Consider the following 16,093-nt stretch of genomic DNA (forward strand, 5'->3'; position numbering starts at 1 on the left):
GATGAGGTGATCTCGGGGCGCGGGGAGAACTGCTCCTGCAGGGGACGTGACGCGTTTTAGAGGGCGAGAAGGGGATTCGAGGGTCAGCCGGCCCACCGTCGTGGTCGGAGAGGGCAGCTCCATGACCATGCGATTGCGCCGTGCAGGCCCGGGCGAGGCCGGAGCCCTGGGGTGCAGGCCGGTCCGCGGCCTCATGCGCGCCATCCATGTCCGAATGGCCGTCCGGTGCCGGCATATGAGAAGCCATGAAAGTGTGATAATTCCTACACGGACGCCCCTTCTGGGTCCGCGGTTGCGGATGCTGCGCGGGTTCGTTATGGGGCGGCGCGTGCGATCGGGGCGGGGTGATGGCGTCGACTGCTCGTCATTCCGCGTCATAGCAACGATTGCTCGTTATCTCGGGTCGGGTGGGCGGGCCCTCTCCCGTTGTGGCGTGCCCCGGCGGATCGCTGACGTGGCCTCAATCACTTCAAATCCGGTGTCAAGGCCGTGCGGGCGATGATTCGACGGGCCGCACGATGTCCAACGCTTGACCGGTCGCTCATCCCGCAGCATTCTGATGCGGGTCTCGTGGTCGTGCCGGGCTCGTCCGATTCATCTCGAAGTCATCCCGAGTGGTGGCGGGTTCGACGCGTTGACGAGCGCCTCCGCCGTCCTGGCAGTCCCGAATCCATTCCATGTACGTAGCGAAGCCATCCGATCCCGGCCCTGGTCATCCAGAGGACGCCCGGAAGTGACTCCTGAACATCCTTGCCTCCGGTCTTCCTCATGGCCCGAGTTCCGGAGATCGGATCTCGAGGAGCGCTGTGAAAGTAATAGAGGCCGATAACATCTATAAAATTTTTGGTCGGCGTCCGGCCGCCGCCGTGAGGAGACTCCAGGCCGGCGAGTCGCGTGATGATCTCAGGAAAGAAGGTACGACGGCCGCCGTCATCAATACCTCCTTCGATGTCAACGAGGGAGAGATCTTCGTCGTCATGGGCCTGTCGGGGTCCGGCAAGTCCACGCTGATCCGAATGGTGAACGGACTCCTCCCGATCACCTCGGGTGACATGACCCTCTACGACGAGAACCTGGCCAGCATCTCCAAGCAGAAACTGCGCGAGGTCCGCCGCCGGCGGGTATCCATGGTCTTCCAGAACTTCGCCCTCCTTCCTCACCGGACGGTGGGGGAGAACGCCGCCTACGGTCTGCAGATCCAGGGCATCAATCGTTCCGATCGCCGGAGCAGGGCCGAGAGGGCCCTCGCGATGGTCGGGCTCGAGGGCTGGGCGGACTACAAACCGGGTGAGCTCTCCGGCGGAATGCGTCAGCGTGTCGGACTGGCTCGGGCCCTGGCAGCCGAGACCGACGTCCTGCTCATGGACGAGGCCTTCTCCGCACTCGACCCGCTCATCCGCCGTGAGATGCAGGACCAGCTCATCGACCTGCAGGGCGAGCTTGGAAAGACGATCCTGTTCATCACTCACGATCTCAATGAGGCGATGCGCCTGGGGGATCGGATCGCGATGATGAGGGACGGGCGGATCGAGCAGGTCGGCACCGCCGAGGAGATCCTTCGCGTCCCCGCCTCGGACTACGTCGCGCGCTTCGTCGCGGACGTCGACCGCACTCGTGTGCTGACCGCCGGGTCGATCGCCGAGCCGCCTTACGCGATACTCGGCTCGGATCGCAGCCCTCGCGCGGCTCACACGCTCCTGCGGGAGAACCAGCCGGCCTGGCTCCTCGTGCAGAACCGCGACCGCACTCCCTTCGGATTCGTCTGGGAGGACGACGTCGCCCGCGCGGTGACCGAGGGCTCCGACACCCTCCCGCTATCCACCGTCCACGAGATGCCCGTCGTGCGGGAGGACACTCCTGTCAACGAGCTGTTCGACTACGCGGTGCAGCACGCCGCCCCCATCGTCGTCGTCGACGACGGTGGCCGGATCTCCGGCATCATCCCGCGCGTCACCCTGCTCGCCGCGATCAGTGAGCACAGCCAGGACGAGGGGGCCGAGGAGCCCGCCGACGCCGAGGGGGCCGAGGGGGCCGAGGAGCCCGCCGACGCCGACGAGGCCGATGAGACCGAGCGGACCGCCGAGACCGAAGGAGAGAACGACTGATGCTCCTCGCAGAGACCCCCATCCCCAGGATTCCCGTCGGCTCGTGGGCCGAGCTCATCATCAGGTGGATCCAGAACAACCTCAACGGATTCCTCGACGCCATCGCCCACGCCGGGAACCAGATCAACGACAGCCTCACGGACGTCCTCCTGGTGGCCTCGCCGTTGGTCATGGTGGTGATCTTCGCGCTCATCGCCTGGGTGGTGAAGTCGTGGAAGCTGGCCGTGGGCACCGCCATCACCTTCCTCCTCATCATCTCGATGAATCAGTGGGAGAACGCGATGGAGACGCTGGCCCTCGTCATCGTGGCCACCGCGACCGCCCTCATCATCGCCATCCCCCTGGGGATCTGGGCGGCCCGGAACAGATACGTCAGCGCAGTCGTCCGTCCTGTCCTCGACCTCATGCAGACCATGCCGGCCTTCGTCTACCTCATCCCGGCAGTGCTGTTCTTCTCGATCGGCGCCGTTCCCGGCTTGTTCGCCACGCTCATCTTCGCCATGCCCCCCGGGGTGAGGATGACCGAGCTGGGGATCAAGCAGGTCGACAAGGAGACCGTCGAGGCGGGCCGAGCCTTCGGCGCGACCGACTGGGAGATCCTCACAGGCATTCAGCTCCCCCTGGCCATCCCCACGATCATGGCCGGGGTCAACCAGGTCATCATGCTCGCCCTGTCCATGGCCGTCATCGCGGGAATGGTCGGCGCCGATGGGCTGGGCCAAGAGGTCGTCTCGGCACTCGCGAAGATCAATATCGCCAAGGGCACGGAGGCCGGCCTGTCGATCGTCTTCCTGGCGATCTTCCTCGATCGCGTCACGTCGGCGCTCGGCGCACCGAGGGAGAAGGGGTCCCTGCTCTCCCTCATGAGCGGGATCGGGCGGCGATCCTGAATGGTGCCATTTCTCCGCCATCCTCAGGGTCGTCAGCGCGGGGCGGACTCGCGAGCACTAGTCACCGGTACACACGAAAGGAACACCATGCAGACCTCTCGACGGACATTCAACGCGGCCCTCGCCTCCCTCGCAGTGGGGAGCGCCCTCGCCGCTTGCAGTGGCTCGCGCTCGAAGGGCAAGAAGCTCACGCTCGGCTTCATCTCCTCCTGGACCGACGGCGTGTGCATGACTCACCTCACTAAGATCCAGGTCGAGAAGAACGGGTACACGACCGAGCTCAAGGACCTCAGCGAGCCCAGCGTCCTGTACACCGGCCTGAGCAAGGGCGATATCGACCTCTACGCCTCCGCGTGGCCCGAGGTCACTCACAAGCAGTACATGGACCAGTACGGCGAGTCCATCGAGGACCTGGGGTCCTACTACGGGTCGGCGAAGCTGACCTGGGCCGTTCCCTCCTACTCCGCGATGAACTCGATCGCCGATATCCCGGGGCACGCCGATGAGCTCGATCACAAGATCATCGGGATCGAGGACGGTGCCGGTATCACCCAGATCTCCAAGGAGAAGGTCCAGCCCGCCTACGGGCTCGATGATGGCACGTGGGAGGTCAAGACCTCCTCGACCCAGGCCATGGTCACCGAGCTCGAGAAGGCGATCGATGCGCAGAAGGAGATCGTCGTGACTCTCTGGCACCCCTTCTGGGCCTACAACAAGTACGACGTGCGCGACCTGGAGGACCCGGAGGGCGCGCTCGGCAGCGGTGAGGGACTCCACTTCCTGGGGCGCAAGGGATTCACGGACGACTTCCCCGAGGTGGCGAGCTGGCTCGGCTCTCTCAAGCTGGAGGAGAGCCAGTACGGCGAGCTCGAGAGCCTCGTCAGCAACTACGGCGAGGGCAAGGAGGACGACGCCGTCACCGAGTGGTCCGACAGCCACCCCGAGTTCGACTTCAAGAAGTCCTGACCTTCCCCGACGCCGTGCTGCGGCCCCGTCGACTCGAGCCGTTGTCGAGCCGACGGGGCCGCAGCACGCGGTGGTGCACCCGCCATGCCATACGATCCTCCTGCTCCACCCCTCACCCTCCGACTCACCGCACTGACACCGCAACACCGTCATCGGCGAGCAGATCTACGAGGCCACGGGCATGGACGGCCTGGAGGTCACCGATGAGGTCTTCGAGTCGCCGGCCTCCATCGTCTTCGACCAGGCCGAGAACCGCATGCACACCATCAAGGCCATCATGGTCTCGACCTGGAGAGCTGACGCGCCCGCCGCACGGGCACTCGCCCCTCTCCTCCGCCGGCCGACGTCGTCGTGACGATCGTTCCGCAGAGCGAGCGGGACCGGCACCCGGACGGCGGGCACGGCCCGGCGCTCGTCTGGCTATCCTGGAGGCTGTGCCCACCGAGAACGCGTCGTTCGACTCATCGCTCCGCATACGCGGCGAGCTCGACCTGCGCGCTCTTAGGGCTCAGGACTCCTCCGGTCTGCTGACCGGTATCGACCGCGCCGTCGTGTGGACCATCAAGTTGACCACGCGATTCCGCGGCATTACGCGCCGGGACGGCGTTCTGCTCCACGGCGGCGCCGGTTGGGGGGAGGTCGCCCCCTTCTGGAACTACGGCCTCGAGGACTCCGCCGCCTGGCTCGCCGCCGGCCTTGAGTGGGCCCTGGCGGGCGCCACCGGACTGCCCCAGATCCGGCACTCCGTCCCCGTCAACGTCACCATCCCAGAGGTCTCACCGGAGGCGGCCCGCACTCTTGTCAGACGATCCCGGGCCGATACCGCCAAGGTGAAGGTCGCAGGCGCGTCCGACTCCGACAGCCTGGATTCCGATATCCAGCGACTGGGGGCCGTCCGCGATGAACTCGGGCCCGAAGGCCGCATCCGCATCGACGCCAACGGCGCCTGGGATCCGAGGACCGCCGCCACGGTTCTGCCGCTGCTCGACAAGGCCGCAGGGGGGCTGCAGTACGTCGAGCAGCCCTGCCCCGATCTCGCCGATCTGGTCGCCCTGCGCCGCGTCATCGACATCCCCATCGCCGCCGACGAGTCCATCCGCCTGTCCACCGACCCCCTGGCCGTCGCCCGGAGCGGCGCCGTCGATGTCGCCATCCTCAAAGTTGCGCCGCTCGGCGGTGTGCGTCGCGCCTACACTCTGGCCCAGAGCCTCGGCATGCCCGCCGTCGTCTCCTCCGCGCTCGACACCTCGGTGGGGCTGAGCGCCGGGGTCTCGCTGGCCGCCGCGCTGCCCGAGCTCGCCGGCGCCTGCGGGCTCGGCACCATCCGCCTGCTGGATCGCGACGTCGCCGCTCCCTCCTTCACGCCCGTCTCGGGAGCCCTGCCCGTCAGGCCCGTCCATGTCTCGCGCAGGCTTCTGGCGAGCGTCGCCGCCGATGACGATCTGACCTCCCGCTGGCAGGTGAGGCTCGGACACATCGTGAGCGCACTACGCACCCGCCGTGAGCGCGAACGGCGCGACCCCGGCTGCGCCATCGCGGGGATCCCACTGTGAGTGCTGTGAATGCTGTGAGCGCGGCCACTCAAGAACCTCGGGGCGCCGCGCCCGACGGCGAACCGGCGCCGGCAGCACTCCTGACCGCGCAGACGGTCCTCGCGGCCCTGGTCGATGCCGGTGTGCGGCACGTCGTCCTGAGCCTCGGCTCCCGCAGCGCTCCGTTCGTGCCCGTTCTGGCCGATGCCGAGGCCGCCGGTCTCATCGACGTCCGGGTCGTTCTGGACGAGCGCAGCGCCGGATTCGTCGCCCTGGGCATGGCCCGCGCCGGTATGCGGCGCCGATGCACCGCTCCGGCCGCCGTGATCACCACATCCGGTACCGCCGTGGCCAACCTTCACCCCGCCGTCCTCGAGGCCGATGCGGCCGGCATCCCCCTCCTGCTGATCACCGCCGACCGCCCCCACGAGCTCGTCGGCACCGGCGCCAACCAGACCACCGAGCAGACCCGCATGTTCGGAGCCGCTGTGCGCACCGTCGTCGATCTGCCCGCCGATCTTCCGCGCGACCTCGGCGCCGACGCCGCGATACCCGCCATCGGCGGCCAGATCCGCCGCGCTGTCGAGGCCGCCCGCGGCCGGCTCAGCCGGGACCCCGGGCCCGTGCAGATCAATGTCCGCTTCCGTCCGCCGCTGGCGGGCCCGTCCCCGGGGCGGTTGGGGCGGTCCGCGCCTCGGCCCGCTCCTGCGCCGCCAGGGCTGCCAGGGGTGCCAGGGCAGTCGGCGTCCGCAGGCCCGGCTGCAGCCCCCGCTTCCGCTTCTGGCGCCCCTTCCGGCGCCCCGGCCGCCGTCCCCGCCGCCTCACCGGACGGTGCTCCGCCTCAGCCGCGGCGCCCCCGAAGCGGTGCGTGCGGGCTGGTCGTCGTCGGCGACACCGCGGACGACCTCGGCCACCTGGGCCGCGCGCTCGCCGAGCACCTGAACTGGCCGCTCCTGGCCGAGCCCACCTCCGGGGCGCGCGGCGGTCCCCAGGCCCTTGTGCGCTACGCCGAGCTCCTGGGCACACCGGCTGGTGCGAAGTTGAGCGGGCGGGCCGAGCGCATTGTGGTCCTCGGTCATCCCAGCCTCACCCGGTCCGTGACCGCGCTGCTGGCCCGCACTGACCCGTCCATCGACGTCCTGACCAGTACAGCGCGCTGGACCGATGTCGCCGGTACCGCGGCAGCTGTTCATGCCGTCGGCGCTTCTGAAGCTTCTGAAGCTATGGCGTCTGTCGAGGCCACTGAAGACGCTGAAGCCGCTGAGCCAGAGGCCGCCGGGGCCCGGAGCTGGGACGTCCCCGCACTCGCCGCGGCTCTGGGCCTGGAGGCGGCGCCGCCGTCGTGGATGGACGCCTGGCGCGAGGCCGAGCACCGGCTCCCGGACCTGCCCGAGGAGGGCGAGGCGCTGACCCCCGATGGCGCCGTCCTGGCCGTCTACACCTCCTGCCAGTCCTGCTACGGCTCGGGGAACGCACGGGGCGCAGGGGTGCCTGCGCCGGCTCTCGTGCTCGGCTCGTCGATGACGATCCGCCGTCTCGACCGGCTCGCCCCGCCTGCGAACGGGTGCGCTCCCGCGCCGATCGCCAACCGGGGCCTGGCGGGCATCGACGGCACCCTGGCCACGGCCCTGGGAGTCGCGCTGGCGCAGGACCGGGGAGCGGGCGTGCGGGTCGTCGTCGGGGACCTCACCTTCCTCCACGACGCCATGAGCCTGGGGCGAGGGCGCGGCGAGACCGAGCCGGACCTGCAGGTCGTCGTCATCGACGACGCCGGGGGAGCGATTTTCTCGACTCTGGAGTACCCCGCCGTCACGGCGCCGCCAGTGTTCGACAGGTACTTCACCGCCCCTCAGGGCGCGGATATCGCGGCGCTCGCCCGGGCACTGGGGGCGCGGGTCCATCAGCCGCGCACCATGACTGAACTGCGCGATGTGCTGGCCGGGCCGGTGCACGGGCTCAGCGTTGTGCATGTGAGTGCGCAGGCGAGCACGGCCGGCTCCGCCTGAGGCGCGCGATCGGGGCGGTGACCGGATGACCGGACGGCGAGAATCGGGTCGAGGGCGGATGGGGAGTGCAGCCGGTGATGTAGACGTCTGACGTCATGCACGATGGACGCTATAGACTCGCACTTCACAGGAGAGTCCCAGACTGGATTCGGTCGTGGCTCAGACCGGCAGTGTTGGGTGAGCGTCGGGCGAGAGCCGTTTACGTTTGATGACAGGGCTGCGGCCCAGGGAGGACCTAATGAGCACATACGACGAGGACTCTGGCGCTGCGCCCTGGCAGGGAAGCGGCGGCTCGCAGGCACCGCGGACCTCGCGGACCCCGCAGGCCCCGCAAACCTGGCATGACGCGGAGGCCGCGGAGGCCACTGAGGGGCCGACGACCTCGCGCTTCTCCGCGCCGGGGCCCGAGAGGTCGAGCGCGGGAGCCGGGGAGGCCGCGGGGACCTGGGGAGCCAGGGGAGCTGCAGGGGCGCAGTGGGGCGCAGACGACTCGTCCGACTCATCGACCGCTGATCATCGGGCGGGCTCGTCCAACTCGCCCTACCGCGAGGTCTCCTCCAGCTCGCCCTACCGCGAGGCCCCGCCCAACTCGCCCTACACCGCGGCGCCGCAGACTCCGGCGGGCTACAGCTTCGCACGATCCTCCTCCGCCCCGGCAGCGGGCCCGGGCATGCCCGGCGGCGCTCCGGGCGATCAGTCGCCGTCGTACCCGATCGCGGCGCCTCCGATGCCGGCCTCCGTGGCTTCTGCGGCCTCCGCCGGCTCCAACGACAGGCGCCGTGGCCCGGGGTGGGGCGGAGTCATCGTCACCTCCGCGGTGGTGGCACTGCTCGCCTGCGCCGGTACGGCCTCGGGCCTTCACTACTTCGGCGCGGGTTCTCCCATGACCGCCTCGACCGCCGCCCCCACGGCCATCGCCACCGGCTCGACCACCCAGACCGTCTCCTCGACCGGCACCGCCCCCGATTGGGAGGCCGTGACCGCCGCCGTCTCCAACGCCGTCGTCTCCATCACCGTGGAGCAGGGACAGGGAACGGCGGTCGGCTCGGGGGTCGTCTACGACTCCTCCGGGCATATCGTCACCAACAACCATGTCGTCGGCGGGGCCAGCCGAATCCAGGTGACTCTGGCCGACGGCCGCATCTACAACGCGAATCTGACGGGCACCGATTCAGCCACCGACCTGGCGGTCATCGCGCTGGAGAACCCGCCCTCGGATCTGACGGTGGCCCAGATCGGGGACTCCGCCGGCCTCGTGACCGGGCAGGACGTCATGGCCATCGGGAATCCGCTGGGGCTGTCCTCCACCGCCACCACGGGCATCATCTCGGCTCTTGACCGACCCGTCGTCACGACGCAGGAGGAGGGCGAGCCGTCCGATGGCTCCTCCGGCAACAATCAGCGCGACCCGAACAGGCGGCTGGCCCCAGACGACAAGAAGAGCTCTCAGGTGTTCACCAACGCCATCCAGATCGATGCCGCGATCAACCCGGGTAATTCGGGCGGCCCGCTCTTCGACGAGACCGGAACAGTCATCGGCATCACCAGCTCGATCGCCTCGACGGGGTCGTCCTCCTCAGAGCAGGCCGGCTCGATCGGCATCGGGTTCGCAATCCCGTCGAACCTGGCCAAGAAGGTTGCCGATCAACTCATCTCGACGGGCACGGCCACCCACGCCTACATAGGCGTCACCATCGGCAACGGCGGAGGCACCGCGGGCGGGGTGACCCGTGCGGGTGCCGAGGTCGGTTCGGTGGAGTCCGGCTCGCCCGCGGAGGCCGCGGGTCTGAAGGAGGGCGACGTCATCACCGCCATCGACGGCAAGCCGACGCGCGAGGGCTCTGCGCTCACCGGGTTCGTCAGGCAGTACTCCGCCGACGATCAGGTGACCCTGACGGTGATCCGCGATGGCGAGGAGCTCCAAACGCCGGTGACGCTGTCCGAGCGCAAGGACACCTGAGAGATGGCCGACGGCGGGGCGCCGCCAGCTGCTCTGCTCGTCGAGATCGGTTCAGTTCCGGCTCGAGATCGGTTCATCGGACCGACCTCGACACGGAGTACGACCGATCTCGACGTTCTCCGGCTCGGCCTCGGGCTCCACCGTCAGGGCGCCCGACCGGGTCGTGGCCGGCTGGGGCTCGGCCGGTCTGGTGGCGCGGTGGACCGCCACGATTCCGCCCGACAGGTTCTTGTACCCCACGCCGCGCCAGCCGGCCTGCTGCATGAGCGCGGCCAACTCCTTCTGGTCGGGCCAGGCCAGAATCGACTCGGCCAGGTAGTCATAGGCCTCGGCGTTGGAGGACACGAGTCGCGCGGCCGTCGATAGGGCCGTGTCCAGGTAGAAGCGGTAGGCACTGCGGAAGGGGCGCCAGACGGGCGTGGAGAACTCGGCGATGACGAGGCGTCCGCCCGGGCGCGTCACGCGCGCCATCTCCCGCAGGGCCCCGGCGGTGTCCTGCACGTTGCGCAGTCCGTAGGAGATGGTGACCGTATCGAAGCTCGCGTCGGCGAAGGGCAGCGCCGTGGCGTCCCCGGCGACGAAGGCGATGTCCGGGTGACGGCGCTTGCCCTCGGCGACCATGCCGGTGGAGAAGTCGCAGGCGACGACGTCGGCGCCGTCGTCGGCGTACTCCGCGGAGGAGGTTCCGGTGCCGGCCGCCAGGTCGAGCACCCGTGCGCCGGGCCGGGCCGCGACCGCGGCGCGCGTCACGGCGCGCCACACGCGCACCTGCCACAGGCTCATGACGTCATTCGTCAGGTCGTACCGGGAGGCGACGGCATCGAACATTCCCGCGACCTCGCGGGGATTCTTGGCAAGCGTGGCTCGGCTCATGGGCTCATGATCTCAGGTGGGGCCGTCGCGTGGGCAGCCTGCGGTCGGACCCCGGCTCCGCGTGCCGCGTCGCGCCGTGTGCGCGCCCGCGCGGTTCGTTTGCCCTCGAGTCCCCGCCCGCACGTCATATCGGCCGGTACGTGATCCTCTTCAACATGTTCAACGTGAACGTACTTTTCTCCCATCCTACTGAGCTCTATCCCCAGAAAGATGGGAGAAAAGTACGTTCACGTGACGAAGGTACGTTGAAGTTCCGGCGCGTCGCGGACAGGCGCTCCGACGCTGCGCCCGCTGTTGGGCTTTCGTCGACTCTCCGGGCCTCCGAGATCCCCAGGAGCCACCTTTTCTCCACCGTGCAGCGCCGCCTCGACCCGGAATCACTCAATCTAGAGAGGGAGGACTCACTCATGACTCGCCGCTCGCTGAGGACGCAACGGCTCCGGAGCACTGGTGGGGTGAGTCGCCTCCTGGTGCGCGGGGCGGTGTGGTGTGTTGGTCTTGGGGGTCATTCGTAGCCTTTTTCCTTGTAGTAGGTCTCCAGCTCGTAGGCCTGGGTTTCGTGGGGTGAGTGGACGTGGGCATTGATCAGTCCGTCCTGTCCGGTGATGGCCACGGAGACCTGGTTGGGCAGGACCCACCTGTGCTCCTTGACCCCGTCGCGCTCGCCCTTGTCTTGGCCCGGTCCCCACAGGGTGGTCAGGGCTTGGATGTACTGGGGGTAGGCGGCTCGAGTGAGGGGGGCCGCCTGGGGCCATTGCGGGGGCAGCGCCCGCGAGGACAGAGGGAAGTCGACGCCTGGGACGCCGTGGTCGTCGACGCGATCGATGCTGCCGTCTTCCTGGCCGTCGGTTGCGAGTTTGGTGGTGAAGAAGCGGCCGTCGTCGGGGGCTGGTTTCCAGCCGAGGTGGTCGCGGATGGTGAAGGCCTCCTGGAGCGTCATGGGCCAGGAGTGGTCCGTCCAGGCCCGAAGCCAGGCCACGGCCTCCTGAACCGGCAGAACGAGGAAGTCAGTCATGGGACAGTCCTTTCTCTTGGATGCTTGATGAGTGGTTGAGTGTTTAGCGGCCGGCGATCTTCTGCTCCATCTTGGCAATGAAGTCCGGTGAGGGTGAGAAGCCCGTGGTGTGGACCCTGCTGATCTGTCCCGGACCGGGGGTCTCGAAGACGTCTGCGCGCAGGCTGGTACGGCCGTTCTTGACGGATTCCCATAAGTCGGGGTTGTCCCGGAAGTATCGGGGAACGCGTTCGTCCTGCAGCATGCGGTCCATGACGTAGTCGGGCGTGCCCTGAGCCGCGGGCGGGGCGCCGAGCTCATCAAGAGCGTAGGTCTTGCGCGGATTGTAGGTTGAGGTACCGCCCTTGTACTCGGGGATGACGACCTCATCCCCGCGGGGTGAGACGGCCAGGCCGTCCACATGGCCCGGACCCGGGCCGCGTGCGGGGGGACGGACCGAGTGAAAGGCCTCCGGGATGTGGTGACCCTCCCGGTTCAGCACCTGCTCCCCACCCCGCTCGCCGGCGTACTCCGCCAGACGACTCACACTGCTGCGACCGTTAGACACCGCTTTCGCGAGATCTTTCAGTTCGTCGTGTTCCCGTTTGCTCACTCCGGACGCCCGAAGGCGGTCGAGCGTTTTATCAACCCTCTCCCGCGTGAAATCCGACGTCGTGCACCCGTACCTGCTGGCCAGCTGCTCCAGCCTGCCCTCGGCGGCCCGCGTAGCGGCCTGCGCCTGGGCGTGGGCGGCGAAGTGCATCTGCTGCTCGACGAAGTCGGCGGAGGCTCTTATGGCGCGCGCCTCGGCGAGTGCCGAGGCAGGAGCCCCCAAGGCCCAGCGGGTCGCTCGCCCGAGCGCGCTGCCGGGTACGAAGGTCAGCAGGAAGTCCAGCGTGTCAAGACAGAGCTGGCCCGGGGTGACGGTGGTGACGTAACCCATGAAGGCGCCTCTCGGGTCCCGCAGCAGGGCGGCCAGCCCCCGCCCGTGCGACAGTCCCCAGGCCGCCACACCGGTGGCGCCCATGGCCAGGGCGAAGGAACCCCCGGACGCCATGATGAGAAGGACCCCCATAGCGATCATGAAGACCTGGCCCGGCCAGCCCAGGCCGTCCCACCACTGGCTCAGCCCCTCGAGAAGTCCGGCGAAGAACGTGCTGTCGCCTTCCAGGCCCAGCATGCCGCCGATGCTCATGGCCGCCCACAACCCGTACACGATCCACAGCAGCCCCGCCGTCGTCACGGCCAGGGCGCCCAGCCGAAAACGCCATCGTGCCCCCGGCTCGCGGCCCGCGGTGACGGCCCCCATGGCGTCGGCCCGCACCCCGCGCACCTGGACCGCGGTCGCCCGGCCCTGCCACATAGCCGCTATCACGCCCGGGCGGCGGTCGCCGTAGGCCGAGCAGACCACCACCAGGTCGCTCCAGGTGAACTGCGCCAGCGCCATGACCGCGATCAGCGCCGCCTGCAGGGGGCCGGGAACGCCAGGCAGCACCGACAGGCGCACCGCGGGGGCCTCCGGCAGGGTCAGCCCGCGCACTCTCGCGCCCCCGCGCCGATAGGCGTCCACCAGCAGGCAGCACCCGAGCAGCACCACCGAGACCGGGATCGCCAGGTTGCCCTGCCCGCCGACCAGCCACAGTGGACGGACCCACCACGGGATGCCCTCGGCGTCGCCGTCCATCCAGCTGGGGGCGTACTCATGGGCGTTCCACCCCGCGTGGTCGGCGGTCGCCTGCGCCAGCGCCAGCACGGGCAGGACCACGGCCGCCACCCGCCGGACCGGGCGGAGGGAGGCGCCGGCCCGCACCGAGCCGACCCGCCACAAGGCGATCCCCAGGCCCACCGCCATGGTCACGATCATCGTGTGCACCTGGTGGCCCACCGCCATGGCTCCGTCCCAGTCCGCGTAGCTGCCCAGCGTCCACGGGTTCGGGGAGAAGGAGAACCTGGACTCCCCGAGGAGCGCCTCCAGCAGTCCCGGTTCCCGGAGACGACGGACGGAGTCCTCCGCCACCGTGAAGCCGAGTCCGGCCGCGTATCCCAGCAGCGCCCAGTCGGTCGCGGCGAGGCGCCGCACGCGCCCCGGCGCCACCAAGGCCATCACCGCCAACGGGATCAGCTTGCCGGGCTCCTCGACGAAGGCCGCCAAGGCGATGGAGGCGCCGTCGTCCTGCGGAGAGAGTCCTCCCAGTTCGCCCACCCATCCGGTGGCCACGGCCACCGCGAAGGCGCACCAGATCCCCACTCCGTACATCGTGCCCACAGCCCGCCAGCTCACTGTCCGGGTGCGCGCGAGCCCCGTCATGATCACCAGACCCATAGCGGCGAACAGGCCGGGGACCATCGCGATCGCCAGCCGGGGAATCACCAGCAGTGCCAGTAAGAGCAGAGGAATCGCCACCAGGTAACACACCCAGACCAATCGGCCCAATCCATGCGCCAGCCCGGGGTGACGCGCCCACCAAGCCCGGTAGGCCGCCCCCGCGCGCTCCCACAACTCGGGCGGCCGACCCAGGTACACAGGGGGTGGTGCAGCAGCCACAGCACTCATAACCGCGACGCTATGGCGCCCCGAGGGATCACAGCAAGGACGCGGTACCCGGGGACCCCCGGTACTCCCCGGGGAGCGGAGGGCGATGCGGAGGGTGATGCAGGGACGACGTCAATGGGCCGGGTGGGCTCGACGGGCGGAGCGGGGCGCGGTCGCCCGGCACCCGCCATCGCCGATGCGCATGGGACCCGCATAGGACCCGCATGGGACTGGAGTCCCAGGTTGCGCTGCGCAAATTAGTCACACTGATCATCTGTAATTGGATATTGATCTGCGGGGCCGTGACGGCGCGTCCCCAAGTCGCTGCAGCGCCATGACGCCGAAAAACATGTCCGCACCCGCCCCTGCCCGGAGGGCGTCGGGAGGGTGGGGCGGCGTCGGTAGAGTCGGTGACGGCTCTCCCTGGTCGGGAGGTCGTTGAAGGCGGTCGGCGTCCTCATGGTCCTCATGGCTGTGCGCCGCCCGGGTCCCACGCAGTTGAGGAGGCACGCACTGATGGCGCACTCAAGCACCGCAAGCGACGCAGCCCCAGCCAAGGGGCCCGTCTCAGCCGACGACCTGAAAGCCGATGTCGTCGTCGTGGGCGCAGGCCCCGCCGGCTCCTCCGCCGCCTACCATCTGGCCACCTGCGGTCTGGACGTCATCCTGGTTGACAAGCAGGAGCTCGGCCGCGACAAGGTCTGCGGCGACGGGCTCACACCATCGGCGGTGCGCGAGCTCGTCCGCATGGGCGTGGACATATCGACCTGGCAGCGCAACAAGGGCCTGCGCGTCATCGGGGGCGGGCACCGCCTCCACATCCCCTGGCCCGAGCAGGCCTCCCTGCCGTCCTACGGGCTGGCGCGCCGGCGCTCCGAGCTCGACCGGGACCTGGCCGAGCGCGCCGCCGACGCCGGCGCCCGCCTGCTGACCGGCGTGACCGTCACCGGTCCGATCACCACCGCGGCCGGTCGCGTCATCGGCGTCGACGCCAAGCCGACCCCCCGTGTCACCTACCCCGGCATCTCCGCCCCGGCCGCTCTGCGCGCGCCCCTGGTCATCGACGCCGGCGGCGTCTCCGCCCGCCTGGCCACCGCCGTGGGCCGGCGCAAGGACGAGCGCAGACCGTTGGGCGTGGCCGTGCGCGCCTACTTCCGCTCCCCGCGGGCCCAGGACGCCTGGATGGAATCCCGCCTCGAGCTGTGGGACGGCCCCCCGAACCGCTCCGACCTCCTGCCCGGCTACGGGTGGCTGTGGAGCGTCGGCGACGGGCTGGTCAATGTGGGGCTGGGCTCGGTGTCCTCGCGGGCCGCGACCACCAAAGTCGACTATCGGGCCGTCTTCAGCCGCTGGGTGGCGGGCGCCCCCGCATCCTGGGCCTTCACCCCGGACAACCAGGTCGGGCGCCTGGCCTCCGCCGCCCTGCCCATGGCCTTCAACCGCAAGCCCCACTATGCCGACGGCCTCATGCTGCTGGGCGACGCCGGCGGCATGGTCTCGCCCTTCAACGGCGAGGGGATCGCCCAGGGCCTCATGTCCGGGCGCCTGGCCGCCGAGGCCGCGGCGCAGGCCGCCGCCCGCTCCACGACGATCGGCCGTGAGCGGGCCCTGGCGCAGTACCCGGCAGCCCTGGAGGCCGAGATGGGCGGCTATTACACCCTCGGCCGTATCTTCGTGTCCCTCATCGAGCATCCCGAGGTCATGCGCCTGTGCACGCGCTACGGCCTGCCGCGCAAGCACCTCATGAGGCTCGTGGCCAAGCTCCTGTCCGACGGTTGGGAGCGTCGCGGAGGCGACGCGATCGACCGCTTCATCCAGCTCCTGACAAGAATGGTGCCGGCAGCATGAACCCGTACGTCTCCCTGCTCATCATGGCGGCGATCGCCCTGGTCGTGGCCATCGGCGGCCTGGTCCTGTCCGCGATCGTGAGCCCCAACCGCCGCAATCGGGTCAAGGTCGCCAACTACGAGTGCGGCATCGACCCCACGCCGTCGAATGTCGATACCGGGCGGTTCCCGGTCGCCTTCTACCTGGTGGGCATGACCTTCATCATCTTCGACGTCGAGGTCGTCTTCCTCTACCCCTGGGCAACGGCCTTCGCGCGCCTGGGCCTGTTCGGGCTCTGCGCCGCCCTCGTCTTCATCGCCCTGATCACGGTGCCCTACATCCTGGAATGGCGTCGCGGCGGACTGGACTGGGACTGAGAACTGATGAGGCACGACGCCACTGAGGGC

The 16,093-nt window shown here is 69.3% G+C and carries 11 protein-coding genes and 1 pseudogene; 9 read left to right on the plus strand and 3 right to left on the minus strand.

Annotated features, from left to right (window positions below):
* Positions 1-806: 806 nt before the first annotated feature.
* The 7 genes and pseudogenes from W5W_RS0112620 (at position 807) to W5W_RS0112650 (ending at position 9,459) form a co-directional block, all read left to right on the plus strand.
* Positions 807-2,105, plus strand: coding sequence for a quaternary amine ABC transporter ATP-binding protein (locus W5W_RS0112620; RefSeq protein ID WP_029574319.1), 1,299 nt, complete (start codon positions 807-809; stop codon positions 2,103-2,105).
* On the plus strand, positions 2,105-2,995 hold the full coding sequence (locus W5W_RS0112625; RefSeq protein WP_017195651.1) for an ABC transporter permease: 891 nt from the start codon (positions 2,105-2,107) through the stop codon (positions 2,993-2,995). Before W5W_RS0112620 ends, W5W_RS0112625 begins: the two co-directional genes overlap by 1 nt.
* An 87-nt stretch (positions 2,996-3,082) precedes the next feature.
* The gene (locus tag W5W_RS0112630) at positions 3,083-3,961 is read left to right on the plus strand and encodes a glycine betaine ABC transporter substrate-binding protein (protein ID WP_008731741.1); all 879 of its coding nucleotides are present in this window, start codon (positions 3,083-3,085) and stop codon (positions 3,959-3,961) included.
* 139 nt (positions 3,962-4,100) lie between these two features.
* Positions 4,101-4,316 (plus strand): annotated as a pseudogene (locus W5W_RS0112635) (hypothetical protein); the annotation flags it as partial.
* 79 nt (positions 4,317-4,395) lie between these two features.
* On the plus strand, positions 4,396-5,514 hold the full coding sequence (locus W5W_RS0112640) for an o-succinylbenzoate synthase (RefSeq protein ID WP_017195652.1): 1,119 nt from the start codon (positions 4,396-4,398) through the stop codon (positions 5,512-5,514).
* Complete coding sequence (gene menD / locus W5W_RS0112645) at positions 5,511-7,499, plus strand: 2-succinyl-5-enolpyruvyl-6-hydroxy-3-cyclohexene-1-carboxylic-acid synthase (protein WP_029574320.1); 1,989 nt, start codon at positions 5,511-5,513, stop codon at positions 7,497-7,499. The genes W5W_RS0112640 and menD overlap by 4 nt, the downstream gene beginning before the upstream one ends.
* A gap of 238 nt (positions 7,500-7,737) precedes the next feature.
* Positions 7,738-9,459 carry a S1C family serine protease gene (locus tag W5W_RS0112650; RefSeq protein WP_017195654.1) on the plus strand — a complete coding sequence of 574 codons (1,722 nt, stop codon included), beginning with the start codon at positions 7,738-7,740 and terminating at the stop codon, positions 9,457-9,459.
* 51 nt (positions 9,460-9,510) lie between these two features.
* Here the strand turns inward: W5W_RS0112650 and W5W_RS0112655 are convergent, their stop codons facing one another.
* The 3 genes from W5W_RS0112655 to W5W_RS0112665 all read right to left on the minus strand — a co-directional run bounded on the left by W5W_RS0112655 (position 9,511) and on the right by W5W_RS0112665 (position 13,880).
* On the minus strand, positions 9,511-10,332 hold the full coding sequence (locus W5W_RS0112655; protein ID WP_017195655.1) for a demethylmenaquinone methyltransferase: 822 nt from the start codon (positions 10,330-10,332) through the stop codon (positions 9,511-9,513).
* 505 nt (positions 10,333-10,837) lie between these two features.
* Positions 10,838-11,347 carry a DUF6301 family protein gene (locus W5W_RS0112660; RefSeq protein ID WP_008731386.1) on the minus strand — a complete coding sequence of 170 codons (510 nt, stop codon included), beginning with the start codon at positions 11,345-11,347 and terminating at the stop codon, positions 10,838-10,840.
* A 43-nt stretch (positions 11,348-11,390) separates the two neighbouring features.
* Positions 11,391-13,880 (minus strand): protease PrsW, encoded by a 2,490-nt coding sequence (locus W5W_RS0112665; protein WP_238533351.1) that lies wholly within the window; start codon positions 13,878-13,880, stop codon positions 11,391-11,393.
* A 495-nt stretch (positions 13,881-14,375) separates the two neighbouring features.
* Here W5W_RS0112665 and W5W_RS0112670 point away from each other — a divergent pair, with 495 nt between their 5' ends.
* Positions 14,376-15,707, plus strand: a complete 1,332-nt coding sequence (locus W5W_RS0112670; RefSeq protein WP_017195657.1) for a geranylgeranyl reductase family protein — start codon at positions 14,376-14,378, stop codon at positions 15,705-15,707.
* On the plus strand, positions 15,704-16,063 hold the full coding sequence (ndhC, locus tag W5W_RS0112675; protein ID WP_008731388.1) for an NADH-quinone oxidoreductase subunit A: 360 nt from the start codon (positions 15,704-15,706) through the stop codon (positions 16,061-16,063). The genes W5W_RS0112670 and ndhC overlap by 4 nt, the downstream gene beginning before the upstream one ends.
* The last annotated feature ends 30 nt before the right edge of the window (positions 16,064-16,093 follow it).

It is taken from the genome of Actinomyces massiliensis 4401292 (assembly GCF_000269805.1).
Taxonomy (GTDB): domain Bacteria; phylum Actinomycetota; class Actinomycetes; order Actinomycetales; family Actinomycetaceae; genus Actinomyces; species Actinomyces massiliensis.